The sequence below is a fragment of the Ruegeria sp. AI3 genome (assembly GCF_056541245.1).
The window spans coordinates 57,074-80,058 of the sequence record NZ_JBQFYA010000001.1 but is presented as its reverse complement, the minus strand read 5'-3'; the positions used below and the strand labels follow the sequence as shown (position 1 = coordinate 80,058).

Annotated in this window: 22 protein-coding genes; 5 read left to right on the top strand and 17 right to left on the bottom strand. The window is 59.2% G+C overall.

The features are described from left to right. Positions 1 to 157 precede the first annotated feature (157 nt). Both ACRZ95_RS00400 and ACRZ95_RS00395 read left to right on the top strand, forming a co-directional pair. Complete coding sequence (locus tag ACRZ95_RS00400) at positions 158 to 502, top strand: MmcQ/YjbR family DNA-binding protein (RefSeq protein ID WP_170675995.1); 345 nt, start codon at positions 158 to 160, stop codon at positions 500 to 502. Positions 503 to 559: 57 nt separating this feature from the next. Continuing rightward, positions 560 to 1,747 carry a pyridoxal phosphate-dependent aminotransferase gene (locus ACRZ95_RS00395; protein WP_170675994.1) on the top strand — a complete coding sequence of 396 codons (1,188 nt, stop codon included), beginning with the start codon at positions 560 to 562 and terminating at the stop codon, positions 1,745 to 1,747. Positions 1,748 to 1,753: 6 nt separating this feature from the next. On the opposite strand, the gene ACRZ95_RS00390 is transcribed toward ACRZ95_RS00395, so the two are convergent. The 7 genes from ACRZ95_RS00390 to purC form a co-directional block, all read right to left on the bottom strand. After that, positions 1,754 to 2,272: an outer membrane beta-barrel protein gene (locus ACRZ95_RS00390; RefSeq protein WP_170675993.1), complete on the bottom strand. Its 519-nt coding sequence runs from the start codon at positions 2,270 to 2,272 to the stop codon at positions 1,754 to 1,756. Between the two features lie 256 nt (positions 2,273 to 2,528). Then, positions 2,529 to 3,863: a sigma-54-dependent transcriptional regulator gene (locus ACRZ95_RS00385; RefSeq protein WP_170373631.1), complete on the bottom strand. Its 1,335-nt coding sequence runs from the start codon at positions 3,861 to 3,863 to the stop codon at positions 2,529 to 2,531. Positions 3,864 to 3,877: 14 nt separating this feature from the next. Then, complete coding sequence (locus ACRZ95_RS00380; RefSeq protein ID WP_170675992.1) at positions 3,878 to 5,620, bottom strand: ATP-binding protein; 1,743 nt, start codon at positions 5,618 to 5,620, stop codon at positions 3,878 to 3,880. Between the two features lie 69 nt (positions 5,621 to 5,689). Then, a complete protein-coding gene (gene purQ, locus ACRZ95_RS00375) occupies positions 5,690 to 6,358 on the bottom strand; it encodes a phosphoribosylformylglycinamidine synthase subunit PurQ (RefSeq protein ID WP_170675991.1) in 669 nt (222 codons plus the stop codon). An 11-nt stretch (positions 6,359 to 6,369) separates the two neighbouring features. Continuing rightward, the gene (locus ACRZ95_RS00370; protein ID WP_480538629.1) at positions 6,370 to 7,413 is read right to left on the bottom strand and encodes a zinc-dependent alcohol dehydrogenase family protein; all 1,044 of its coding nucleotides are present in this window, start codon (positions 7,411 to 7,413) and stop codon (positions 6,370 to 6,372) included. A 4-nt stretch (positions 7,414 to 7,417) separates the two neighbouring features. After that, positions 7,418 to 7,648 carry a phosphoribosylformylglycinamidine synthase subunit PurS gene (purS, locus tag ACRZ95_RS00365; RefSeq protein WP_170374301.1) on the bottom strand — a complete coding sequence of 77 codons (231 nt, stop codon included), beginning with the start codon at positions 7,646 to 7,648 and terminating at the stop codon, positions 7,418 to 7,420. A 235-nt stretch (positions 7,649 to 7,883) separates the two neighbouring features. Next, the gene (gene purC, locus ACRZ95_RS00360) at positions 7,884 to 8,639 is read right to left on the bottom strand and encodes a phosphoribosylaminoimidazolesuccinocarboxamide synthase (protein ID WP_170467720.1); all 756 of its coding nucleotides are present in this window, start codon (positions 8,637 to 8,639) and stop codon (positions 7,884 to 7,886) included. Positions 8,640 to 8,915: 276 nt separating this feature from the next. Here purC and ACRZ95_RS00355 point away from each other — a divergent pair, with 276 nt between their 5' ends. Beyond that, a complete protein-coding gene (locus ACRZ95_RS00355) occupies positions 8,916 to 9,233 on the top strand; it encodes a DUF1476 domain-containing protein (RefSeq protein WP_170373627.1) in 318 nt (105 codons plus the stop codon). A 121-nt stretch (positions 9,234 to 9,354) separates the two neighbouring features. After that, positions 9,355 to 10,368, top strand: a complete 1,014-nt coding sequence (gene bmt / locus ACRZ95_RS00350; RefSeq protein ID WP_170641478.1) for a betaine--homocysteine S-methyltransferase — start codon at positions 9,355 to 9,357, stop codon at positions 10,366 to 10,368. A gap of 1 nt (position 10,369) precedes the next feature. Here bmt and ACRZ95_RS00345 read toward each other — a convergent pair whose 3' ends face one another. The 10 genes from ACRZ95_RS00345 to ACRZ95_RS00300 all read right to left on the bottom strand — a co-directional run bounded on the left by ACRZ95_RS00345 (position 10,370) and on the right by ACRZ95_RS00300 (position 21,814). Then, a complete protein-coding gene (locus ACRZ95_RS00345; protein WP_170373625.1) occupies positions 10,370 to 11,146 on the bottom strand; it encodes an enoyl-CoA hydratase-related protein in 777 nt (258 codons plus the stop codon). A gap of 74 nt (positions 11,147 to 11,220) precedes the next feature. Beyond that, a complete protein-coding gene (locus tag ACRZ95_RS00340) occupies positions 11,221 to 11,676 on the bottom strand; it encodes a cytochrome c-type biogenesis protein (RefSeq protein WP_170641474.1) in 456 nt (151 codons plus the stop codon). Further along, positions 11,673 to 13,637, bottom strand: coding sequence for a heme lyase CcmF/NrfE family subunit (locus tag ACRZ95_RS00335; protein ID WP_170675989.1), 1,965 nt, complete (start codon positions 13,635 to 13,637; stop codon positions 11,673 to 11,675). The genes ACRZ95_RS00340 and ACRZ95_RS00335 overlap by 4 nt, the downstream gene beginning before the upstream one ends. 75 nt (positions 13,638 to 13,712) lie before the next feature. After that, positions 13,713 to 14,288, bottom strand: coding sequence for a holin family protein (locus ACRZ95_RS00330; RefSeq protein WP_170675988.1), 576 nt, complete (start codon positions 14,286 to 14,288; stop codon positions 13,713 to 13,715). Next, a complete protein-coding gene (locus ACRZ95_RS00325) occupies positions 14,279 to 14,890 on the bottom strand; it encodes a holin-associated N-acetylmuramidase (RefSeq protein ID WP_170675987.1) in 612 nt (203 codons plus the stop codon). Before ACRZ95_RS00325 ends, ACRZ95_RS00330 begins: the two co-directional genes overlap by 10 nt. 150 nt (positions 14,891 to 15,040) lie before the next feature. Continuing rightward, positions 15,041 to 15,487 (bottom strand): cytochrome c maturation protein CcmE, encoded by a 447-nt coding sequence (ccmE, locus tag ACRZ95_RS00320; protein ID WP_170467093.1) that lies wholly within the window; start codon positions 15,485 to 15,487, stop codon positions 15,041 to 15,043. Positions 15,488 to 15,494: 7 nt separating this feature from the next. Beyond that, the gene (argC, locus tag ACRZ95_RS00315; RefSeq protein WP_170675986.1) at positions 15,495 to 16,523 is read right to left on the bottom strand and encodes an N-acetyl-gamma-glutamyl-phosphate reductase; all 1,029 of its coding nucleotides are present in this window, start codon (positions 16,521 to 16,523) and stop codon (positions 15,495 to 15,497) included. 94 nt (positions 16,524 to 16,617) lie between these two features. Further along, positions 16,618 to 17,427, bottom strand: a complete 810-nt coding sequence (locus ACRZ95_RS00310; RefSeq protein ID WP_170641465.1) for an aspartate/glutamate racemase family protein — start codon at positions 17,425 to 17,427, stop codon at positions 16,618 to 16,620. An 8-nt stretch (positions 17,428 to 17,435) separates the two neighbouring features. Then, positions 17,436 to 18,314, bottom strand: a complete 879-nt coding sequence (locus ACRZ95_RS00305) for a lysophospholipid acyltransferase family protein (RefSeq protein ID WP_170675985.1) — start codon at positions 18,312 to 18,314, stop codon at positions 17,436 to 17,438. Positions 18,315 to 18,394: 80 nt separating this feature from the next. After that, complete coding sequence (locus ACRZ95_RS00300) at positions 18,395 to 21,814, bottom strand: indolepyruvate ferredoxin oxidoreductase family protein (protein WP_170675984.1); 3,420 nt, start codon at positions 21,812 to 21,814, stop codon at positions 18,395 to 18,397. A 169-nt stretch (positions 21,815 to 21,983) separates the two neighbouring features. Here ACRZ95_RS00300 and ACRZ95_RS00295 point away from each other — a divergent pair, with 169 nt between their 5' ends. Then, positions 21,984 to 22,892 carry a LysR family transcriptional regulator gene (locus ACRZ95_RS00295; RefSeq protein ID WP_170373615.1) on the top strand — a complete coding sequence of 303 codons (909 nt, stop codon included), beginning with the start codon at positions 21,984 to 21,986 and terminating at the stop codon, positions 22,890 to 22,892. Positions 22,893 to 22,985: the final 93 nt, after the last annotated feature.

Here is a 22,985-nt window from a genome sequence, read left to right as displayed (position 1 = left end):
TCAGGGATGAAAACGAAAGAAACCGGCCCGCTTGAGAATTCAGCAGGTAATGCAGCAGATAATGGTGCAGATCATCCGGTCCATCCGCTGGGCATAACATGCGTCACGCGCCAAGCCAAGGCTTGAGTTCGCGCGTCTTCTCCAGCACTCTGCGCGCATGAGCCGGGATTTCGTCAACTCTATTTGTCGCGACCTGCCGGGGGCCGAATGGTCGGACCCCTGGGGCGGCGGGCATGATGCGTGGAAGGTCGGCGATAAGATGTTCGCCTGTATCGGGACCGCCAATGATGGCGTGTCGGTCAAAACACCCGATTTCGAAACCGCGCAGATGCTGATCGATGCGGGTGTCGGTGTGAAAGCCCCGTATTTCCACCGCAGCTGGGTTCGCCTGCCCTTTGACGCGAATGAGGACGAAATGCGCTACCGCCTTGCCGCCTCTTACGATCTGGTGCGTGCATCGCTCACGAAAAAGGTTCAGGCCACCCTTCCTGCGCGAAGCTGATTGACAATTTCGGATCGCTCTGCCCCTGTCGCCACAAATACAAACCGAGGCAAGATCATGAAACTGTCAGATCGCATCACGCAGATCACCGGAGGCGGCAGCGACGGGTGGGATGTGTTCTATCGCGCGCGCCGCATGGTCGCCGAAGGCCACGCAGTGACGCAGCTGACAATCGGCGAACATGACATCGGCACCGATGCCTCGATCCTGGATGCGATGAACCGATCGGCCCGCGACGGCCATACCGGTTATGCCATGGTACCCGGCACCGATCTGCTGCGCGACACGGTTGCCGCACGGGTTCAGACCCGGACCGGAGTATCAACCACCCGAAACAATGTCCTGATCACTCCGGGCGGACAGGCGGGGTTGTTTGCGGCTCATATGGCTGTGTGCAACCCCGGCGATGTCGGGCTGTTCCTTGACCCCTACTACGCCACCTATCCCGGCACCATTCGCCGAACCGGCACTGTGGCGCGGGCGGTTCAGATCACGGCTGAAGATGCCTTTCAACCGCGTGCCGAACAGATCGAGGCCATGGCCGATGGTGCGGTCTCGTTGCTGATCAACACGCCGAACAACCCGACCGGAGTGGTTTATTCACCCGAGACACTGAAGGACATCGCTGAGCTGTGCCAGAGGCGCGACCTATGGCTGATCTCGGATGAGGTTTACGACACGCAGGTATGGAAGGGCGCGCATCTGTCTCCGCGTGCCCTGCCCGGTATGGCCGACCGCACGCTGGTCGTCGGGTCCATGTCGAAATCCCATGCCATGACGGGATCACGTTGCGGCTGGGTTATTGGCCCGGAAGAGGTCATCAGCCACCTCATCAATCTCGCCACCCACACCACCTATGGCGTCCCAGGCTTCATTCAGGATGCCGCGCGCTTTGCCCTGAACGCGGGCACAACACTCGAAGATGAAATAGCAGCCCCCTTCCGTCGTCGCCGGACCCGCGCGCTACAGGTGCTGGCCGAACAGAATACCATCGGCCTCGTCCCTGCAGATGGCGCCATGTACCTGATGTTGGATATCCGTGCGACCGGTCTGACCGGTGAGGGGTTTGCAAATGCCCTTCTCGATAAACACGCGATTGCCGTCATGCCCGGAGAGAGCTTCGGTACAGCCGCTGCAGGACACGTGCGGGTTGCCATGACCATCGATGATGACCGCTTCGAAACGGCTCTGAAGACGATCTGTGCTTTCGCGTCCGAAATGGCAGGTCAGCAAGCCGCTGAGTGAAGGCGCTTAGAACCGGAACGTTGTACGCAGGTTGAAGATATTCGTGTCCAACCCACCGCCCGAGCGGGTGACATCGTCAAAATCCTGCCGCAACGCTTCGCCACTGATCACGAAGTTGTCTCCGATGGGATAGGCAATGCCGATGCCATAAACCGCCGCTGTGTCATTCTCTTCCGAGGTTTCAACACGCGCCGCACCGACCACGACATAACCCATTGCCGCGCCAAAATCATACCCACCCCGCAACTTCAGCCGGGTGATACTATCTACACTGCCTTGATCCTGACCAAGGTTGAGGGACAGGCGGTTATACTCCAGCTCACCGCCCAGAACGAAGGCGCCGAAATCGCGGTCATACCCGACATGGGGTCCGAAAACGGTATCGTTGCCACCTGCGCCGCCGGACCCGTCCGCATCCGCATAGCCAAAGCTGAACCCCGCATAGGCCCCCGTCCAGTCCTCGGCCGAGGCCGGACCAGTCATCGCTATTGTCGCAGCGACAATAAGGGCCGAGAGGGGCTTCATACACGTCTCCAAATTAGGCGCATCGCCGGTTTTTTTGCGGACCAAACACCCGCGTATTTGAGTGTTTAACCTAGGAACGCCACTGCTAGATTCAAATCTGCATCAACGATAAGTGAATGCAGTATAACAGATTTCCCCTATAACGGGTTAAAATCTCTTTAAGATACGTTCAAAAACCCAGCGCGAGCCTTTTCACCATAAAAAACGCCCCGACCACCTGAGTGATCGGAGCGTTGAATAAGCGCCTGCATGGTTCTTAAAGATAGTCGGACCGCTGCAGACCGTATTTGGCCATCTTCTCGTTCAACGTCCGGCGCGGCAGGCAAAGCTCATCCATCACCGACGCGATCGAACCCTTGTGGCGGCGCATGGTGTTGTCGATCAGCATCCGCTCGAACGCTTCCACGTATTCCTTCAGGGGTTTGCCTTCGGTGGTCATGACCGGCTGCATTTCCTCGTGATCGGACATCAGCAAGGACGCAATCGTCCCGGAACCACGCCGCGATTGCAGCACCGCGCGTTCAGCGATGTTGATCAACTGCCGCACGTTGCCCGGCCAAGGGGCTTGCAACAGTTGCGCCGCTTCCTGCGCACTGACCTGAGGGGCGTCGCAGCCATATTCCTCTGCGAACTGCTCACTAAGGCGTGTGAACAGCGTCAGGATATCCTCACCTCGCTGTCGCAGAGGCGGCATGGTTATGCGTAGAGCGGCCAGACGGTAGAACAGGTCAGGGCGCAGAACATCCTCGGAGGTCTTGCCGGCCTCTTGCAGGTTCGAGATTGCGACGATCCGCGTTTCCGCAGGGGTGCCCTGCTCGTTCATCACGCTCAGCAAGCGGGCCTGCAAGGTGTCGCTCAACGCCTCGACATCTTCCAGCACCAGCGTGCCACCGCGCGCCTCTTCAATCGCAGGAAGCTGCGCATCCTCGGGCATCATCGGGCCGAACAGGCGTTTCGACAGCACTTCTTCCTCCAGCGCGGCGCAGGACACCAGAACGAATTTCTTGCCCGCGCGGCTGCCCACTGCGTGCAGAGCGTGCGCCACAAGCGTCTTGCCGGTACCCGTCTCTCCGTCGATCAGCACATGGCCGTCCGCCTGCCCCAGATCGAGGATATCTTCGCGCAGACGCTCCATAACCGGGCTGGCGCCGATCAGCTTGTTCATGATCTGCGTACCACCCGACAGCTCGCGCCGCAGGGCCCGGTTGTCCAGCGTCAGACGCCGTGCGTTGCTAGCGCGTTTGGCCAGTTCCGACATGCGGTCCGGGTTGAAGGGCTTTTCAAGGAAATCAAACGCGCCAACGCGCATCGCCTCAACCGCCATCGGCACATCGCCGTGGCCGGTGATCATGATCACCGGCAGAGTGCTATCGGCCCCCATCAGCTTTTTCAGCAATTGAATGCCGTCCATACCCGGCATCTTGATATCCGAGATCACAATCCCCGGATAATCCGGACCCAGAACCTTGAGCGCATCTTCGGCGCTGGCAAAGGTTTCGGTGTCATATCCCGACAGTGCCAGCCATTGGCTGATCGACTGGCGCATGTCCTGTTCGTCATCGACAATGGCGATTTTCATGGCCTGTGCCATAGTATTCCCTCGTGTTATTCAGCGGCCTGAAGGCCGTCGCTTCCCAGTGGCAGTTGCATCTCGAAGACCGCGCCACCCTTCTGGCCGTTGCGTGCGGTTAGCCGTCCGCCATGGTCGTTCACGATCCCCGACGAGATAGCAAGCCCCAGCCCGACCCCGTCACCGGGCTGCTTGGTGGTGTAGAAGGGCTCAAACAGGCTCTCGATATCCTTGATACCATACCCATTGTCGCGCACGGTCAGCACCGCCATGTCGCCCGCCGCCAGGATGATCTCAACATCCGGTTCAGCTACAGATTTGGTGGCGTCCAGAGCATTGCGCAAGAGGTTGACCATTACCTGCTCGATCCGCATTCGGTCCCCCATCACAATGACAGGGTCTTCGGGCAGGATCTGAGTAATCTTCACATGGCGCTGCCGCAGTTGAGGTTCCATCATCGACAGTGACGAGGCCAGCGCTTCGCCAAGGTTTACAGGCGAAAACGCATCTGCCCCCTTCCGCGCGTAAGACTTCAGCTGCCGGGTAATCGCGCCCATCCGCTCGATAAGACCATCAATGCGACCAAAGCTGGCGAGGGCCTCTTCCGGTCGGTTTCTGCGTAGCAGCAGACGCGCCCCGGCAAGGTAGGTTTTCATTGCAGCCAGAGGTTGATTAAGCTCATGGCTTACCGCCGCCGACATCTCACCCAAGGCGGCCAGTTTCGAGCTTTGCGCAAGCGTCTGTTCCGCCAAATCCAACGTCTTTTCAACCCGTTCGCGCTCAGCGATTTCCCGCTGCAGCCTCGCGTTCAATGCGCGAAGCTCTGCCGACTCGCGTTGAAACAAAACCACGCGCGACGCGGCGCGACGGCTGAGCAGATAGAACGCTGCCGCCAGGAGAATCGCAAAGCCCATGATTTCCAGCGCCAGCACGCTGTTCACCTTTTCACGGATCGAGTCGTAAGTGGTGAATGAGGCCATCTGCCAACCGCGGAACGGAATGCGAGTCTCAAGCCGTATGACGGCCTCACCTTCCAGATAGCCATCCGGCGGCAACGCAGACCAATCGGCCGTCGCCCGCAGCGCGCGCTGGATCGCACTTTCCGGCGTCTGCCGCAGCATGGCCGAGCTTTCGTCCAGCCCACGCCATTGCGGCTCGGTCGACAGGATAATGTTGCCGGTGCTGTCTCGCACCAGCACGGCATCAGAAATCCCGGCCCAGGCGCGTTCGAATTTCTGTAGGTCGACCTCAACCACGATCACGCCGAGGATTTCGGAATTCGCCTCAATCCTGCGGGAGTAAATAAAGCTGTAGTCGCCGGTTTCGCGCGGGCTGACCGTGAAAATCGTCGCGTTCGAGCGGATTGCGTCCACAAAATAGGGCGCATTGCGATGCCCTTCGAGCAAGCGGTTTCGGTCAGTGGCTGCCACCGTCACCCCATCCCCGTCCATCAGCATCAATGACGCGGCCCCGATCTCTTCAACGAAAGAGATCAGACGCTGGCTGGACAAGAGGTAGTCACTGGATTGCAGTGCCGAGATTAGCGTCGGGTCCCGCGACAGAAGCTGCGGCACAATCGCGTTGCGTCGCAATTCGCTGAGGAGGTTGCCGGAATACAGGGCAAGGCGCAGTTCAGCACGGTTGCGCGTCGACTCGGTGAACCGGTCGGTCAGCAACCGGTTCGTCACCCAGATCGTCGCAACGGCGGTCAGAAGGACCAGAATAACAGCCACACGCAGCCGCCACCCCAACGGGGCGCCGCGAAATGGACGGATCATCTTGTCCTTGATTGAGTGAAGGCTTGAACTCATTCCCGAAAGTTACGCGGGCAGAGCGGCGACCTCAAGTCACGCCGGGGTCAGAACGCCGGACAATGCGCGGAACAATGCCGTCCCGTCGGTGCCGCAATGCCCCTCATCCGCTGCACGTTCGGGGTGTGGCATCATGCCAAGAACGCGGCGGTTTTCCGAGAGGATGCCCGCGATATCCCCAACCGAGCCGTTTGGATTCTCGGTATAGGTGAACGCGATCCGGTCCTGATCCTTCAGCGCGGACAAGGTGGCATCATCGGCAAAATAGTTGCCGTCATGGTGGGCAATCGGAATGCCGATCACGTCGCCTGCATTGTAGCCCTGCGTAAAGGCGCTGTCGCTGGTTTCAACCTTCAGGCCGACCGTTTTGCAGATGTATTTCAGACCGGCATTGCGCAGCAGCGCGCCGGGCAGAATTCCGGTTTCCGTCAGGATCTGGAACCCGTTACAGATGCCAACGGCATAGCCGCCCCGCTCGGTATGATCGACCACAGCCTTGCAGATCGGCGATTGCGCCGCGATGGCCCCACAGCGCAGGTAGTCGCCATAAGAGAAGCCACCGGGAACGCCGACGATGTCGACCCCCTCGGGCAGCGCGGCATCCTTGTGCCAGACCATGTCAACGGCGAAGCCGGCCTGTTCAAAGGCTACGGCAAGGTCCCGGTCGCAGTTTGATCCGGGGAATACGATGACGGCTGCGCGCATGGCGAACCCTCCTAGCAAGTAAAATCAGTGACAACCGCCACACCCGGAGGCGCAGGAGCGTCGAAAGCGGCAAGTTCTTCACTCACCTGGTTCAGAGATACGTGTCGTGTCACGAGCGGGCTGAGATCAAGATCCGACCCCGTGATCAACGACAGAAGCGATGGATAGCGCCAACTAGGCATCCCTCGTGTTCCATATACAGACAGCTGACCGGAATAGAGCACATCCATCGGCAGCGTCATAGCAGCATGATCGCCCGCAGGCATGCCGATTTGAACCATGCGGCCCAGTTTGCGCAGGGACCGCATCGACGCCACGGTCGTGGCTTCAATCCCCAGCGCCTCAATCGCCACATGGGCACCACCGCCAGTGATCTCTTTCACCGCATCGGGCGCATCGCATGTTGCCGCGTTTACAACCGCATCCGCGCCCAGAGATTTGGCATAGTTCAGCTTGTCGTCTGAAATATCGACGACAACCACCCGTGCGCCAAGCGCCTTGCCCAACAACAGGGTCGAGACGCCTACTCCGCCGCCGCCGAACACGACCAGCCATTCGCCGCCCTGCAGCTGAGCGCGACCAACCAGCGCCTGCCACGCGGTCGTAACCCGACATCCCAGCGCCGCCGCGATCTCGGGCGCGAGTGTCTCGGGCAGTTCCGTCAGATTGGCATCCGCATGCGCAACCGCAATATACTCGGCGAACGCACCGTCACAGGTAAACCCCGGCACGACCTGGTCGGCGCAGGTGGTTTGATTGCCTTGGGCACAGTCCTGGCAATGACCACAGGCTAGAATGAAAGGCGCAATCACCCGATCACCGACTTTCCAACGGCGGACGCGGCTGCCCACCGCAACAACCTCGCCGCAATATTCATGGCCGGGTGTCATCGGGAGGATCACATCCGGGTCCGACCCCGACCACGCATGCCAATCTGACCGGCAGACGCCGCAGGCCAACACTCGGACGACAACGCCATCCTCGGCCGGTTCAGGGTCGGGAATGGTGGTCAGCTCCAGCGGCTGGCGATAAGTGATCAGACGCGCTGCCCGCATCCAATCAGACCAGTTCGATCTCGTAGCGTTCGATGACGGTGTTGGCCAACAGCTTTTCGCACATCTCGGTCACGTCCGCCTCGGTCGCGCCTTCGGCGAGTTCCAGATCAATGACCTTGCCCTGGCGCACACCTTCTACCTGATCAAAGCCCATGGCGCCCAATGCGTGGCGGACTGCCTCACCCTGAGGGTCCAGCACCCCATTCTTGAGCATCACATGCACCCGTGCCTTCATCTTCGCAACTCCACCTGAGGGCCACGATCGCAGGCCCATTTCGTTGCGCGGGGGATAGCGCGGTTGTGCCTTTGGGACAACCCTGTTTGAAGCGAAGATTGAAAAGCTACCAGAGGGTGTGCCTCAAATCGGGCCGCGCGGGTGTTTCGGGTCGAAAGGAATACCCTGCCCTCAAAAGAAAAGCGCCGCCCAATCGGAGGCGGCGCTTTCCAATTTTGTCAGGCAGACGCCGAGATCAGTTGATCAGCGTCGGTTTGGTCACGTTGCTTTGCGGCAGAACACCCAAGCGGCGCGCGACCTCGGAATAGGCGTCGGTCAGGTTGCCCAGATCGCGGCGGAAAACATCCTTATCCAGCTTCTGGCCGGTTTCGATATCCCACAGGCGGCAGCTGTCGGGGCTGATCTCATCAGCCACGATCAGACGCTGGTAATCACCGTCGAATACGCGGCCGATCTCGATTTTGAAATCGACCAGTCGAATGCCCACGGCCAGCATAACACCGCTCATGAAGTCATTCACGCGCAGTGCGAGGCTGAGGATATCGTCCATGTCCTGCTGACTGGCCCAGCCAAAGGCCGCAATATGTTCCTCGGTGACCAGAGGATCACCCAGAGAGTCGTCCTTGTAGCAGTATTCGACAATCGGACGCGGCAGCTGCGTGCCCTCTGCAATGCCCAGACGTTTGGACATCGTACCCGCTGCATAGTTGCGCACGATCACTTCCAGAGGGACGATCTCGCAATTCCGCACCAGCTGCTCGCGCATGTTCAGGCGGCGGATGAAGTGGTTTGGAACACCGATCTGGGTCAGGCCGTTCATGAAGAACTCGGACAGGCGGTTGTTCAGAACGCCTTTGCCGTCGATCACGTCTTTCTTTTCCGCGTTGAAAGCGGTTGCGTCATCCTTGAAGTACTGCACGATTGTGCCCGGTTCGGGGCCTTCATACAGAATCTTGGCTTTGCCTTCGTAGATTTTCTTGCGACGCGCCATCGGGGCCCCTTCCATATCGGCAACACGCGCAGATCGCGCGGCTGCGGCCCTCATAGAGCAGCCCGCCTCAACCCGCAAGTTGTCTGGTTGCTTTCCATTAGAGCCTGCGCTGTTGAATAGCTCCCCACACTGTATTGCGCCCCCTCAGAACCTGTCCAAACAGCCTGCGTGCAGCAACACAGCGCATTTGGTCGCGCAAAGCCCATTTTCGCTATACATTCCGAAATTCGTTTCTTATCTAGATGAGGAATGTCCACGCTATGAGGTCCCAATAAAATGACCACGTTCGACGAACGCGAAAACGCCTTTGAAGCCAAGTTTGCCCATGACGAAGAGATGCAGTTCAAGGCCCAGGCCCGCTGCAACAAACTGCTAGGCCTTTGGGCGGCGGCAAAGCTTGGGAAAACCGGCTCTGACGCGGACGACTACGCAAAAACTGTCGTGATCGCCGATATGGAAGAGGCAGGCCACGAAGATGTCGTCCGCAAGGTCTCTGCCGATCTGGGCGGTCTATCCTCAGATGACGAAATCCGCGCCAAAATGGCCGAGCTTCTGCCCGAAGCCAAAGCTCAGGTCATGAGCGAGACGGACTAAGCCTCCGGCCACCTCATGATCTTCATGAGTAATATGAATTTGATTTGACGCCCCGGTCATGAGACACGGGGCGTCTCATATTCATACGGGCGCTTAGCGCCAAACACGTCGGACCAAGCCCATGACAAATGCGTTGACCCAGCTTCTCGAGACCAAAGAGGCCATTCTGGCCGATGGTGCGACCGGAACAAATCTGTTCAACATGGGTCTGCAATCGGGCGACGCACCCGAGCTGTGGAACGTGGATGCGCCGGACAAGATCCGCGCGCTTTATCAGGGCTCGGTCGATGCGGGCAGCGATCTGTTTCTGACCAACACCTTCGGTGGCACCTCGGCCCGGCTCAAGCTGCATGATGCGCAGAACCGCGTGGGTGAGCTGAACCGCATTGGCGCTGAACTCGGGCGTGAGGTAGCAGACAAATCCGGACGCACCATCGTGGTTGCCGGCTCGGTTGGGCCAACCGGTGAGATCATGGAGCCAGTCGGAAGCCTGTCGCATTCCGAAGCGGTCGAGATGTTCCACGAACAGGCTGAGGCCCTCAAAGACGGCGGCGTCGATGTTCTGTGGGTCGAAACAATCAGCGCCCCCGAGGAGTTCCGCGCCGCAGCCGAGGCCTTCGCATTGGCGGATATGCCCTGGTGCGGCACCATGAGCTTTGACACTGCCGGGCGCACCATGATGGGCGTCACCTCGGCTGATCTGGCCCTTCTGGTCGAAACACTGCCCAACCCTCCGATTGCGTTTGGCGCGAATTGCGGCACCGGAGCGTCGGACATCCTGCGCACTGTACTTGGGTTCACCGCGCAAGGGACCGAGCGGCCCTTGATCTCGAAAGGCAATGCGGGGATCCCGAAATATGTCGACGGTCACATTCACTATGACGGCACGCCTGATCTGATGGCCGACTATGCTGTGATGGCCCGCGACGCAGGTGCAAAGATCATCGGTGGCTGCTGTGGCACTATGCCCGCGCATCTTGAGAAAATGCGTGCAGCTCTGGACAGCACAGAACGTGGCGCGCGCCCGACGCTTGATCAGATCACGGATGCGCTTGGACCGTTCTCATCCGCCTCGGATGGGACCGGCGACGATGCCGCGCCCGAGCGGCGCACCCGCCGCCGCCGCCGCGCCTGAGTTAGCGTCCCTCGAATTTCGGGGGGCGTTTTTCCATGAAGGCCACCACGCCTTCGGCAAAATCGCGCGAGCGTCCACATTCACCTTGCAAATGCGCCTCGGTCGCCAATTGCTGTGGCAAGGTCTTTTCGTAGGTACCGCGGAGCGCCTGTTTGATCGCGCCATAGGCCGCCGTCGGACCTTGGGCCAAATGTGCGGCCCGGCTGCGCCAATGGGCATCAAACGCATCATCGGCGACCGCTTCCCAGATCAGCCCCCAATCATCGGCCTGACGCGCGGTGATCTTGTCAGCAAACAACGCGGCCCCCATGGCCTTGGCCAGCCCCATCTGGCGCGGCATGAACCATGTACCGCCAGCGTCCGGAAGCAAGCCGATGCGGGAAAAGGCCTGCAGGAAATAGGCGCTCTCGGTCGCGATCACCACATCGGCACAGAGCGCAAGGTTGGCCCCCGCCCCGGCTGCAGGTCCGTTGACGGCGGCAATCGTGGGCACCGGGCTGTCATGGATGGTCTCGAGCATCGGCTCATATTCATCACGCAGCGAGCGTTCCAGATCGATCTTTCCGGTCGAGGACGCATCGCCCAGATCCTGCCCGGAACAAAAGGCCGGTCCGGCCCCGGTCAATACGATGCACCGTGCATTTCGGGCCGCGTGTTTCATCGCATGGGTGATCTCGGCCCGCATCTGCGTGGTCAGCGCGTTCATCTTGTCGGGGCGGTTCAGCGTCAGCACCGCCAGCCCGTCCGTGATGTCCAGCAGGATCGTTTCGTAGTCCATTAAAGCTCTCCCTCGCGCCTGTGCGTGAGCGGACACTGCCGCATTCACAGGCCGAGGAAAAGCGGAACCACGCGTCAGTCTTTCAGAATTTGGCTCAGGCGCTCTTTTTCGGCGTCGCTCAGCCCGTCGCTTTCACCCAGCGCTTGCGCCTTGGCTCGGTTGCGCAGAAAGACCAAGCCGACACCGGCGGCAATCAGCAACATGATCGGCCCGGCCAACCACAGCATCAGGTTCGAGCCCGTAACCGTGGGCTTCAACAGCACATATTCACCATAGCGGTCGACGATGAAGGCGATCGCCTCTTCATCCGTATCCCCGGCCACGAGCCTTTCGCGTACCAGCAAGCGCAGGTCGCGCGCCAGATCTGCGTTGCTTTCGTCGATGCTCTCATTTCGGCACACCAGACAGCGCAACCCGGTGCTGAGGTCGCGGGCGCGTTGCTCCAGCACCGGATCGTCAAGCACCTCGTCCGGTTGCACTGCAAAGCCCGGTGCCGCCAACAGCATGAGGATCAGGATCAGACGTTTCATTCTGCGGGTACTCCGGCGGAAGGCGCTTTGCGCGCGCCAGCCGCAACCCGGAACCGACGATCGCAGAGGCTGAGGACGCCACCCAATGCCATCATGAGACATCCGGCCCAGATCCAGTTGGCGAAGGGTTTGATATAGGTCCGCAAGACCCAGCCCCCATCCGCCTGCTGGTCCCCGATTACAACGTAGAGATCTCGCATGACCCGGTAGTCAATCGCCGCCTCGGTGGTGGGCATACGCGCAACCGGATAGTCGCGTTTTTCGGGATGCAGCGTCCCGATCATGCGCCCGTTGGTCTCCACCTTCACATCCGCCATGGTCGAGAAATAATTCGGCCCTTGCACGCGATCGACATCCTCAAGCGTCAGGGTGAATTGACCAACCTCGAAGGGCTGCCCCGGCTGGGCGACGCGGATATCCTCAACCTCCCATGCGGTCAGACCGGCGATGGCGAAGATGGTCACACCCAGCCCCGTATGGGCAACCGCCTTGCCCCAATCGGCCCCCGGCAGGCGGAACAGGCGTTTCAGACTGCCGTTTCGTCCTGTCCGGCTCCACAAATCGAGAACGGCGCCGAAGGTGATCCATGCGCCCAGAAACAGACCCACGGGCCCCAAAGCACTGCGTCCCGTTTGCATCGCCCAGACCAGCACGCCAAGGGCGACGGCCAGCACAAACGCATAACGCAGAAACCACGCTGTCTTGCCAAGCTTGCCGCGCTTCCACGGCAACATTGCGCCAACCGGCAGGACCAGCCCCAACAGTACCATGAACGGCGTGAAGGCCGCGTTAAAGAACGGAGGTCCGACCGAGAGTTTCCGGTCAAACATCATCTCGGCCACCATCGGCCACATGGTGCCTACGAACACCACGAAACAGCTGACGGCCAACAGCACGTTGTTCACGACCAGCGCGCTCTCCCGGCTGACCATGCCAAAGACGCCCTTCGCCTCCATCGCCTGCGCCCGCGCCGCAAACAGCGTCAGCGCACCGCCGATAAAGAACACAAGGATCAACAGAATGAAAACGCCCCGCTCTGGATCTGTTGCGAAGGCATGAACCGAGGTCAGAAGCCCCGAGCGCACAATGAAGGTCCCGATCAGCGAGAATCCGAAGGCAATGATCGCCAGTAGGATTGTCCAGCTCTTCAACGCCTCGCGCTTTTCCACGACAATGGCCGAGTGCAATAGCGCCGCCGCCAGCAGCCATGGCATGAACGAGGCATTCTCGACCGGATCCCAGAACCAGAAACCGCCCCAGCCAAGCTCATAATAGGCCCACCATGACCCCAGTGCGATCCCAATGGTCAGAAACACCCAGGCGGCCAGGGTCCACGGCCGCACCCAGCGGCCCCAGGCGGCATCAATACGACCCTCGATCAATGCGGCCACGGCAAAGCTAAACGCCATGCTCAGACCGACATAGCCCAAATACAGAAACGGCGGGTGGAACGCCAAGCCCGGGTCTTGCAGCAGCGGGTTCAGATCGCGCCCATCGAACGGAGCAATCGCCAGCCGATCAAACGGGTTCGAGGTAAACAGGATAAAAGCGAAGAACGCTACGGCCACAGCCGACTGCACAGCCAACACGCGCGCTTTCAACGTGGGTGGCAGGCCTGCGCCGAAAAACGCGGCCATTGCGCCGAACAGGGTCACGATCAGCACCCACAACAGCATCGAGCCTTCGTGGTTCCCCCAAGTCCCACTGATCTTGTAGATCATCGGTTTCGCCGAATGGCTGTTCTCAACCACGATCCTCAGCGAAAAATCCGAAGTGGTGAACGCCCAAACCAGCGCTCCAAAGGAAAATGCCGTCAGTAGGAATTGTGAGATTGCCGCCGGTTCCGCAAACGCCATCCATCCAGCCCAGCGTTTCGATGCCCCGATCAGGGGCACCACGCTTTGCACGATAGCGACGAAAAAGGCGAGGATTAGCGCGAAGTGACCTAGCTCTGTAACCATAGGGCAGGATATATGCCGGAGGCACGGTAATCGCCAACCACTTTCGTTTGATTTCGGGGCACATAGTGTCGCAACTCAGCCCCTTTCGCGTCGCCAATCCTCTAACGCCGGGTTCTCATCGGCCAGCAGGCTTTCTTGCGCCAAGCGCGCATCCGACCCCGTATCAGCCACACCGGGTCGGTCGCTGCGCATATTTCCAAGCGCATCAAGGTTGGCCAGAACTGTCGGTGTCCGCGCCATCACGGCCGAGATCTCGCGTTGCAAATCCTGCGATTTCGCCTGATGCCGCGCCCCGAAATAGAACGAGACAATCACGCCCAGCAACCACCACAAAGGCTCGGGCACGAGCGCAATCCCCTGCATTCGCGCCGAAAACCAGATCGGATCGATCATAGCGGCAGCAAACAAGCCCAGTGTTCCCAGCGCTAAGGCCGGGCGCGGAAGCCGGTTCAACCCATCCATGAAGCGGTCGAACATTCCTTTGGGCGGCCTTTGAAACTCAGCCCCGAACTGCGTCATAGACTGAGTTTGCGCCACCATCCTGCGTTGAGCGCCCGCGTCGGCGTTTTCCTGAAAGACCTCTGCAGTCTCGCGCACCACGTTACGCCCACCACCGAATAAGAAACCCAAAACGCCCGAGATCAATCCCATCTCGCAACCCTCCTTGCAAACGCCTCATCGCTCAAGTGATAGCGATCAGACAGGAACTCTTCCGCCCGTCTGATCCAACCGCCTTTCCCGCCCGCACGGGTACGCGCATACTTTCGCGACGCGGGGCGCCGATCTGCGAGCCGAAAGTAATAGTTCCGCCGCGCCACCCCATAAGCGTCCCGCAACTGAACCGGGTTCGGGTGCGCCGCGTCCTGACTAGCGCCTATGGTTTGTGGGCCGATAACCCCGTCCACCACAACGCCAAAACCCATCTTCACCAACAGCGATTGCAAAATGCGCACCGCCTGCGCGCCCGCATTCACATACATGTCGAACACGCTGGCCTGCAGCGCCTCAGGCAAAGCAGCGATCCCCGGTATCTCAAAATAATGCTGCACAAAGATATCAATGGCCTGCGCGCGGCTGAGCGCCCGTACATCCGCGGCATCAACCACCCCGTCCCGCGTCAAATCCAAGCCCAAACGCCGCATCGTGTGAATGGTCACGCCGAAATTTGTGGCTCCTCCCGGATCATCCGGATCATCCACAAACCCGCCTTCCCGACGTACAATCTCTTCGGCAATCTGTCGAACCGTCTGCATCACGACCCCCACCTGCTTCAGTCGAGGGAACGATCCTGCAAACTCATTAACAACCCCAAACGAAACAGAGCGCCGCCTGCCATCTGCACGCAACGCCCTGCTGCTTCTGTTCAAAAATACATCCGCCGAAGGCACGCAGCGCAGCTGCGTTCAGCTTTCGCCGGGATCCTTGTAAACGCCCTGTTCCTTCAAGGCATCCATGACCTCTTTCGGCATATAGGTCTCATCGTGTTTTGCAAGAATTTCAGTCGCTTCAAACACACCGTTCACATAGCGACCCGTCCCAACCATACCCTCATTTTCCGAGAAGAGATCCGGCAGAACCCCGGTAAAGGCCACGGGAACACTCTCTCCGCCATCGGTGACCACGAAGCGCACCGTTTCGCCCTGCCCCCGCACGATCGAGCCCTCTTCGACCAGACCACCAATGCGAAACACCTCGGTCGGCGCAGGCGGCTCAGCGATCACCTGGCTGGGCGAGCGGAAGAAGTTGATGCCATCGCGCATCGCATACCCAATCAACGCCGTCGACACCGCCAGGGCCGCTACGGCCACCAGAATGATCTGAACTCGACGACGTTTCTTGAGCGTTTTCATACCGTCCTCACGGGAACAAGGGGGCCATCATCAGCCCTCGCGTTTCATCCTCACCTAACATCAGGTTGGCATTCTGCAAGGCCTGTCCGCTGCTACCTTTTGTCAGGTTATCCAAAGCGGCGATCACAATAGCACGCCGTTCAATCCGATCCGCAACAACACCGATATGGCAGAAGTTCGATCCCCGCACATGGTGAGTCGAGGGCGCTTCGCCCATCGGCAGAATCTCAATGAAAGGCTCGTCAGCATAGGCTTTCGCCAGCGTTTCGTAAACGCTCTGCGGGTCGCCCTTCACGTAGGAGGTTGCCAGAATACCCCTGTTTGCCGGGATCAAGTGCGGTGTGAATTGGATATGCACCGTGCGCCCAGCCAGTTTAGAGAACTCCTGATCGAACTCACCCAAATGGCGGTGCGTACCACCTATGGCATAGGCATTCGCGCCTTCGCTCAGCTCGGCATGCAGCAGGTTTTCTTTCAACGAGCGGCCAGCGCCCGACACGGCGCATTTCAGATCGAGGATGATGTCATCCAGATCAATCACACCGGTTGAAATCAACGGCCGCAACACATACTGTCCGGTCGCCGCGTTGCAGCCCGTACCGGCCACAAGCCGTGCGGTCCGGATGTCGTCACGATAGAACTCGGTCAGGCCATAGACCGCCTCTTCCTGCTGCTCCAACGCGCTATGCGGGTTTCCGTACCATTTTTCGTACTCATCCGCGTCCTGCAGCCGGAAATCGGCTGAAAGGTCGATGATCTTCAGATTCTTCGGCAGGTCCCGGATTACTTCCTGACTGGTTTTATGCGGCAAAGCGCAGAAACACAGGTCGATCTGGGAAAAGTCGATTTCAGAAATCTTACACAGATCCGGCAGGTTCATGTGGCGCAGATGCGGGAAGACCTGAGCCATCGATAGGCCCGCCTTACGTTCCGCCGCCAGCGCAACGATATCCATGTTCGGGTGCTCGGCGATCAGCCGCACCAGTTCAGCGCCAGTATAGCCTGAGGCGCCCAGAATTGCGATTTTATGGGTCATGTCAGACCTCTTCTTTGCATGTGTCACATATCATGACCGCCACTGTGACGGTCTTGGATTTAGAAAATCAAAAGGATGGCGTCCTTGACCTAAATCAGGCCGCCGCAAACGAGATTTGTCGTCGGAGGAACTGCGTCGCCCGATCGCTGACAAAACCGGGCTTGCCGGTGGTTAGGTAGCCGCCTTCTCCCTCACCCAGCATGGTCGGGTGGCGTTGCAGATAGTCGGCCAAGCTTTCAGCCACCAGATCACCCTGGCTGAACACCTGAACATCCGCACCCAGAGCGGCCTGAAACGTCTCGGCCATCAAAGGGTAGTGCGTGCAGCCCAGGATGGCCGCCTGAGGTTCGGGCATCTTGCGCTTCAACGCGTCCACATGGCTGCGCACAAGGGCTTCGGCCAGAATCAAATCGCCGTCTTCAATGGCATCGACCACGCCGCCGCAGGCCTGTGCCTCGACATCCACACCAATCGCACGGAACGCCAGTTCCCGCTGGAAGGCGCGGCTGGAGACAGTGGCGGGCGTTGCAAACAAGGCCACATGCTTGACGGCCACTTCGCGCGGCGGAGAGTTATCGCCCCATTGCCGCTCGGTCAGCGCCTCGATCAGAGGGACAAAGACCCCCAGAACGCGCTTGCCTTCTGGCACGCCCTCCTCCTGCATCCGACGCAGGGCAGCCGCGCTGGCGGTATTGCAGGCCAGAATCACCAGATTGCAGCCGCGATCCCACAAGTCGTAGACCGCCTTGCGGGTTAGCTGATAGATATCCTCGGCATCGCGCACGCCGTAAGGCGCATGCGCACTGTCCGCGTAATACAGGAAATCCACGTCAGGCAGCCGTTGCTGCGCGGCGTTCAGGACAGTCAGACCGCCCAAACCGGAATCAAAGATACCTACTGCCATTAGCCCCTTCAGGCGCGATGCCGTTCCTCAAATTCATAGCCGTAGTCATAAGACTTCAGCGGTGTCGGAGACAGCTCATACGTGGCTTTGCGCAGGAAATCCATCATCTTGCGCTTATCCTTGCTGAGTGGGTCCAGAACATCACGGGTAATCGGCTCGCCGATCACGACTTTCACAGGGGTATCGACGCGTTTCTTGAACTCCTTGATCAGCAAACCCATCCGCAGAGTATTGTGCAAATGGCTGGCGATCTGGAACAGACGAGAGGTGTGGCCGTCAAAGAAAACCGGCACCACTGTCGCGTTCGATTTGGCGACCATCCGAGCGGTAAAGCCCCGCCAACCAGGGTCCATAGGGTGGTCGAACGGCGTGAGGGCCGTGCTGACGGTGCCGCCGGGGAAGATCCCGATCGCCCCACCGTCGCCAAGATAGTTCAAGGCGGTTTTGCGGGTCTCAAGGTTCAGCTTCATCGCCTCTTTCGTCTCATCAAAAGAGATCGGCAGGATGATGCGGTTCAGATCTTCTGCCTTGCGGAACACGCGATGGGCCAGAATCCGAAAATCGCCGCGCGTTTCAGACAGGATATGCCCCATCATCAATCCGTCCAGAATGCCGTAAGGGTGATTGGCAATCAGGATCAGAGGGCCGTCCTTCGGGATATTCGACAGCGCCCCACCTGCAACATCCAGCGTCAGCCCGTAGCGTTCGACCATGACGGCCCAGAAATCGCGCCCCTTGGCGACGTCATGTTCATACCCGTCCGCACGCTTGATCAGGCGCATGCGGCCTGTCGTGTTTTCCATCAGCTTGATGACCATCCGACCGCCCTTGGTTTCGGCGGAATGGGCATAAGAAATGTCTCGAACGACATGACGGCGCGAGGGCATCTGAAGACTCCGGAACTAACTGCCTGCATTATACGTTAAGCGGAGATTTTGCCTAGCGAAGGTGACAGGTTTGTGACGCCTCATTCCGCCGCAGCGCGCATCTCGGGCCCGCCGCTGCGGATCGTTGCCAGCAGCTCCTCGCGCCGCTTGGCCGCATTGGCTTCGTTTTGCATCAAAACAGGGCCAAAACCACGGATATCCAGTGGCAAACGGGCCAGTGCAACAATCGCCTCCTGCGTGTCGTCCGTTGCCAGAGGCAGGACCTCTTTCATGTCCTGTTCGTACTGTTTGATTAGCGCGCGTTCCATCCGCCGCTCGGCTGAGTAGCCGAAGATATCCAAAGGCGTGCCGCGCAAACTCTTCAACTTGGCCAACAGTTTAAGAGGCCCAAGCATCCATTCTCCAAAGGCACGCTTGCGCGGCCTGCCATTGCTACCCTCCCCACCAAAAATGGGTGGGGCCAGATGGAAGGTCATGTTGAAATCACCGTCGAACTCGGCAACAGCCTTGTCCCGGCTGGTGAGCAACAGGCGCGCGACTTCGTATTCATCCTTGTAAGACAACAGCTTGTGATAACCTTTTGCCACGGCCTCGCGCAGCGTTTCATCTGCAATACCGTCCACCAGCTTGCGATAGCGTTTCGCCAGTCGGGTCGACTGGTAGTCGGTCAGGTGCTGCGCCCGGAAGTCGATCATTTGGTCAAGGGTCTTCGGCAATTCCGAAACGGAAGGTGCCAGCATCGCCTGCGCTTCCTCCGGGTGCAGAACCGCCCACCGACCCACGTCAAAGGCCCGTTTGTTGCGTTCTACGGCGGTTCCGTTCAGCTCAATCGCAGTCATGATCGCCTCATGACTGACGGGCAGAGTCCCGCGCTGCCATGCAGCGCCGAAGACCATCATGTTGGAGTAGATCGAATCGCCCATCACGATCTTGGCCAGATCGGTCGCATCGAACAGGCTCACCCCGTCTTTCAGCCGCGCTTGCAGCGCAAGCTCCAACTGGTCGCCCGGAATGCGGAATTCGGTATCGCGGGTGAAATCACCGGTCACCGTGCTGTGGTTGTTGACCACTGCGCCGGTCTGTCCGGACCGTGTCAGACCCAGGGTTTTTGCCCCGGCCGAGACCACGAGGTCACCGCCGATCAGCGCATGCGCTTCGCCGGTTGCGACACGAATGGCGCTGATATCCTCCGGCCTGTTCGCCAGACGGCAATGGATGTGAACCGCGCCGCCTTTTTGGGCGAGGCCGGCCATCTCCATCATACCCGCGCCTTTGCCGTCGATCTGCGCCGCTTGCGCCAGAATAGCTCCGAGGGTCACGACACCTGTGCCACCAATTCCGGTGATAACCACATTATGCGTACCCTTGATTTGCGGCAGTTCAGGTATGGGCAGATCGGGCAGATCAAGCTGTTTGGTCGCCTCTTTCCGGATCTTTGCCCCTTCCAGAGTGACAAAGGACGGACAGAACCCGTTCAGGCACGAGAAATCCTTGTTGCAGCTGGATTGATCAATCGCGCGTTTGCGGCCCAGTTCGGTCTCCTTGGGCACGATTGAGACGCAGTTTGACTGCACCCCGCAATCACCGCAACCTTCACAAATATCGGTATTGATGAAGACGCGCTTGTCCGGGTCCGGAAACTCACCGCGCTTGCGGCGACGGCGTTTTTCAGCCGCGCAGGTCTGGACATAGACGATGACCGAGACGCCCTCGATTTCGCGGAACCGATCCTGCACTTTCATCAACTCAGCGCGTTCAAAGCTCTCTACACCCGACGGCAGAGCCCCAAGGTTAACGTCTTCCTTTTCATCATAGACCAGAGCCACATGCTGCACGCCCATGGCCTTCACCTCGTCCACGATCCGTTCAGCGGTCAAATCACCTTCGTTCCCCTGCCCGCCAGTCATCGCAACCGCATCGTTGAACAGGATTTTGAAGGTGATGTTGGTGCCCGCCGACAGCGCCGCGCGTATCGCCTGCACGCCGGAGTGGTTATACGTACCGTCACCCAAGTTCTGAAACACGTGTTTGGTGGTCGAAAACGGAGCCTCACCAATCCAGTTCGCACCCTCGCCGCCCATCTGAGTGAAGCCGGTCGTCTCCCGATCCATCCACTGCACCATGTAGTGGCATCCGATGCCTGCATAGGCGCGGCTACCCTCTGGCACTTTGGTTGAACTGTTGTGCGGACAGCCCGAGCAGAAATAGGGCAACCGCGTCGCGATTTCTTGCGCGTTGTCTGCACGCCGCGCCTCTGACAGTTTGGCGAGGCCTGCGCGGACGCCATCCGTTTCGCGCCCCTCTTCAATCAGGATGTCACCCAGCTTTTCGGCAATCATGATAGGGTCCAATGCGCCGCGTGTGGGGAACAACTCCTCACGATGCAGCGTTCCGGCGCCGCCCTTGTACCAGCCATAAACGCGGCGACCCCGGCGGTCGTCAAAGATCGCTTCTTTGACCTGCACCTCGATCAGCTTGCGCTTTTCCTCAACGATCACAATCAGGTCCAGTCCTTCGGCCCAATCATGGAACCCGGCCATATCGAGCGGGAACGTCTGCCCGATCTTGTAAGTTGTGATGCCCAGCCGTTCTGCTTCGGCCTCATCAATGTTCAGCAAAGACAGCGCGTGGGTCAGGTCCAGCCAGTTTTTACCCGCCGCAACGAACCCGATCTTGGCCCCCGGCTTGCCCCAGACGCGTTTGTCCAGCTTGTTGGCATGCGAGAACGTCTCGGCCGCGAAACGCTTGTAGTCGATCACGCGGGCCTCTTGCAGATGCGGCGTATCGCCAAGACGGATGTTCAAGCCACCTTCGGGCATGTCGAATTCGGGGATCACGACGCCCATCCGGTCGGGCCTGCCATCGACGACCGAGGTCACCTCAATCGTGTCCTTCATTGTTTTCAGACCAACCCAGACACCGGCAAACCGGCTGAGCGCAAAGCCGTAAATGCCGTAGTCCAAAATCTCCTGCACGCCTGCAGGGCTGACCACGGGCATATACATATCGACCAGAGACCACTCCGACTGGTGCAACACGGTCGAGCTTTCGCCTGTATGGTCATCCCCCATTGCCATCAGCACACCGCCATGTTGCGCGGTGCCCGCCATATTGGCGTGACGCATCACATCGCCCGACCGGTCAACCCCCGGCCCCTTGCCGTACCAAAGACCAAAGACGCCGTCATACCGGCCATCGCCGCGCAGGCCCGCCTGCTGGCTGCCCCAAAGCGCGGTGGCAGCCAGATCCTCGTTCAAGCCGTATTGAAAGGTCACATCGCTTTCAGCCAGATAGCGCTGGGCGCGCATCATCTGCTGATCCACCGCACCCAAAGGTGAGCCACGATAGCCTGTCACCAGTCCGGCGGTGTTCAACCCGGCCTGTTGATCGCGGGCCTTCTGCATCAACATCAGACGCACAAGCGCCTGTGTTCCGTTCAAAAGAACGGGTGATTTCTCAAGATCGAAGCGGTCGTTCAGCGTTATGTGTGGCTGACTCATCAGACGTCTCCCCTCGTCAGATCAGTGTGCTTTATATTCACGCATTTTAGGTCATAATTATTGACCTGTATAGCCATTATCCCCTGAATCCCAAGGATTTCATGGTTTGATTGTGGAACTTGTTACCTATTTCATATAGGGCTTCACGAGGATAACGAAAGTTGCGGCGATGGATTGGGACAAGCTTAGAATATTTCACGCGGTGGCCGATGCCGGCAGCCTGACCCATGCGGGGGACAGGCTCAATTTATCTCAATCCGCCGTGAGCCGTCAGATCCGCGCGCTGGAAGAATCACTCGATGCGACCCTGTTCCACCGCCACGCACGCGGTCTGATTCTAACCGAACAGGGTGAGTTGCTGTTTGATGCAACCTCGGCCATGTCCAAACGTCTGGACGCCGCCGCCGCGCGCATCCGCGACAGCGAAGAGGAAGTGTTCGGCGTCCTGCGCGTGACCACCACATTCGGCTTCGGCACCCTGTGGCTCGCCCCACGCCTGCCTAAGCTCTACGAACAGTACCCCGATTTGAACATCGACCTGATGCTCGAGGAACGTGTTCTGGACCTGCCCATGCGTGAGGCCGATGTCGCCATCCGCATGAAGGAGCCCAGCCAGGCCGATCTGATCCGTAAACGCCTGATGACCGTTCAGATGAAGCTCTATGCCACGCAGGAGTATCTGGAATCCCATGGCGGAATGCTGAAATCGCTTGAAGAGATCAAGGAACACCGTCTGATCAGCCAGACACCCTCGGCCCCGCAGGTGGGCGCAAGTGCGGCGATGGTGCGCCATCTGATGACCTTCAATCCGGGGTCCTTGCTAACCGTGAACAACTATTTCGGCGTTCTTCAGGGCGTGTTGCACAATTTGGGAATTGGCGTCCTGCCCGACTACGTGACGCAGGACTTCCCGCACCTCGTTCCGATCTTATCAGAAATCGAAAACGCGGACGTTCCCGTTTACCTCGCCTACCCGGAAGAATTGCGCCATTCCAAGCGGGTCGGAGCATTCCGCGACTTCGTTCAGGACGAGATCATCGCGCAACGCAAACAGCTGAAAATGATGGGTAAACTCTAGCTATGCACTCGCAGCATAGCAGCAATGCTGAACGATCAGATTAAAACTTCTTGAACGTTCACAAACCGACCCCTAAATGAGCACTCGAAGGCG

Coding starts and splice junctions, on each gene's coding strand:
- ACRZ95_RS00400 (WP_170675995.1), top strand. CDS start 158: ATGAGCCGGGATTTCGTCAACTCTATTTGTCGCGACCTGCCGGGGGCC.
- ACRZ95_RS00395 (WP_170675994.1), top strand. CDS start 560: ATGAAACTGTCAGATCGCATCACGCAGATCACCGGAGGCGGCAGCGAC.
- ACRZ95_RS00390 (WP_170675993.1), bottom strand. CDS start 2,272: ATGAAGCCCCTCTCGGCCCTTATTGTCGCTGCGACAATAGCGATGACT.
- ACRZ95_RS00385 (WP_170373631.1), bottom strand. CDS start 3,863: ATGGCACAGGCCATGAAAATCGCCATTGTCGATGACGAACAGGACATG.
- ACRZ95_RS00380 (WP_170675992.1), bottom strand. CDS start 5,620: ATGATCCGTCCATTTCGCGGCGCCCCGTTGGGGTGGCGGCTGCGTGTG.
- purQ (WP_170675991.1), bottom strand. CDS start 6,358: ATGCGCGCAGCCGTCATCGTATTCCCCGGATCAAACTGCGACCGGGAC.
- ACRZ95_RS00370 (WP_480538629.1), bottom strand. CDS start 7,413: ATGCGGGCAGCGCGTCTGATCACTTATCGCCAGCCGCTGGAGCTGACC.
- purS (WP_170374301.1), bottom strand. CDS start 7,648: ATGAAGGCACGGGTGCATGTGATGCTCAAGAATGGGGTGCTGGACCCT.
- purC (WP_170467720.1), bottom strand. CDS start 8,639: ATGGCGCGTCGCAAGAAAATCTACGAAGGCAAAGCCAAGATTCTGTAT.
- ACRZ95_RS00355 (WP_170373627.1), top strand. CDS start 8,916: ATGACCACGTTCGACGAACGCGAAAACGCCTTTGAAGCCAAGTTTGCC.
- bmt (WP_170641478.1), top strand. CDS start 9,355: ATGACAAATGCGTTGACCCAGCTTCTCGAGACCAAAGAGGCCATTCTG.
- ACRZ95_RS00345 (WP_170373625.1), bottom strand. CDS start 11,146: ATGGACTACGAAACGATCCTGCTGGACATCACGGACGGGCTGGCGGTG.
- ACRZ95_RS00340 (WP_170641474.1), bottom strand. CDS start 11,676: ATGAAACGTCTGATCCTGATCCTCATGCTGTTGGCGGCACCGGGCTTT.
- ACRZ95_RS00335 (WP_170675989.1), bottom strand. CDS start 13,637: ATGGTTACAGAGCTAGGTCACTTCGCGCTAATCCTCGCCTTTTTCGTC.
- ACRZ95_RS00330 (WP_170675988.1), bottom strand. CDS start 14,288: ATGGGATTGATCTCGGGCGTTTTGGGTTTCTTATTCGGTGGTGGGCGT.
- ACRZ95_RS00325 (WP_170675987.1), bottom strand. CDS start 14,890: ATGCAGACGGTTCGACAGATTGCCGAAGAGATTGTACGTCGGGAAGGC.
- ccmE (WP_170467093.1), bottom strand. CDS start 15,487: ATGAAAACGCTCAAGAAACGTCGTCGAGTTCAGATCATTCTGGTGGCC.
- argC (WP_170675986.1), bottom strand. CDS start 16,523: ATGACCCATAAAATCGCAATTCTGGGCGCCTCAGGCTATACTGGCGCT.
- ACRZ95_RS00310 (WP_170641465.1), bottom strand. CDS start 17,427: ATGGCAGTAGGTATCTTTGATTCCGGTTTGGGCGGTCTGACTGTCCTG.
- ACRZ95_RS00305 (WP_170675985.1), bottom strand. CDS start 18,314: ATGCCCTCGCGCCGTCATGTCGTTCGAGACATTTCTTATGCCCATTCC.
- ACRZ95_RS00300 (WP_170675984.1), bottom strand. CDS start 21,814: ATGAGTCAGCCACACATAACGCTGAACGACCGCTTCGATCTTGAGAAA.
- ACRZ95_RS00295 (WP_170373615.1), top strand. CDS start 21,984: ATGGATTGGGACAAGCTTAGAATATTTCACGCGGTGGCCGATGCCGGC.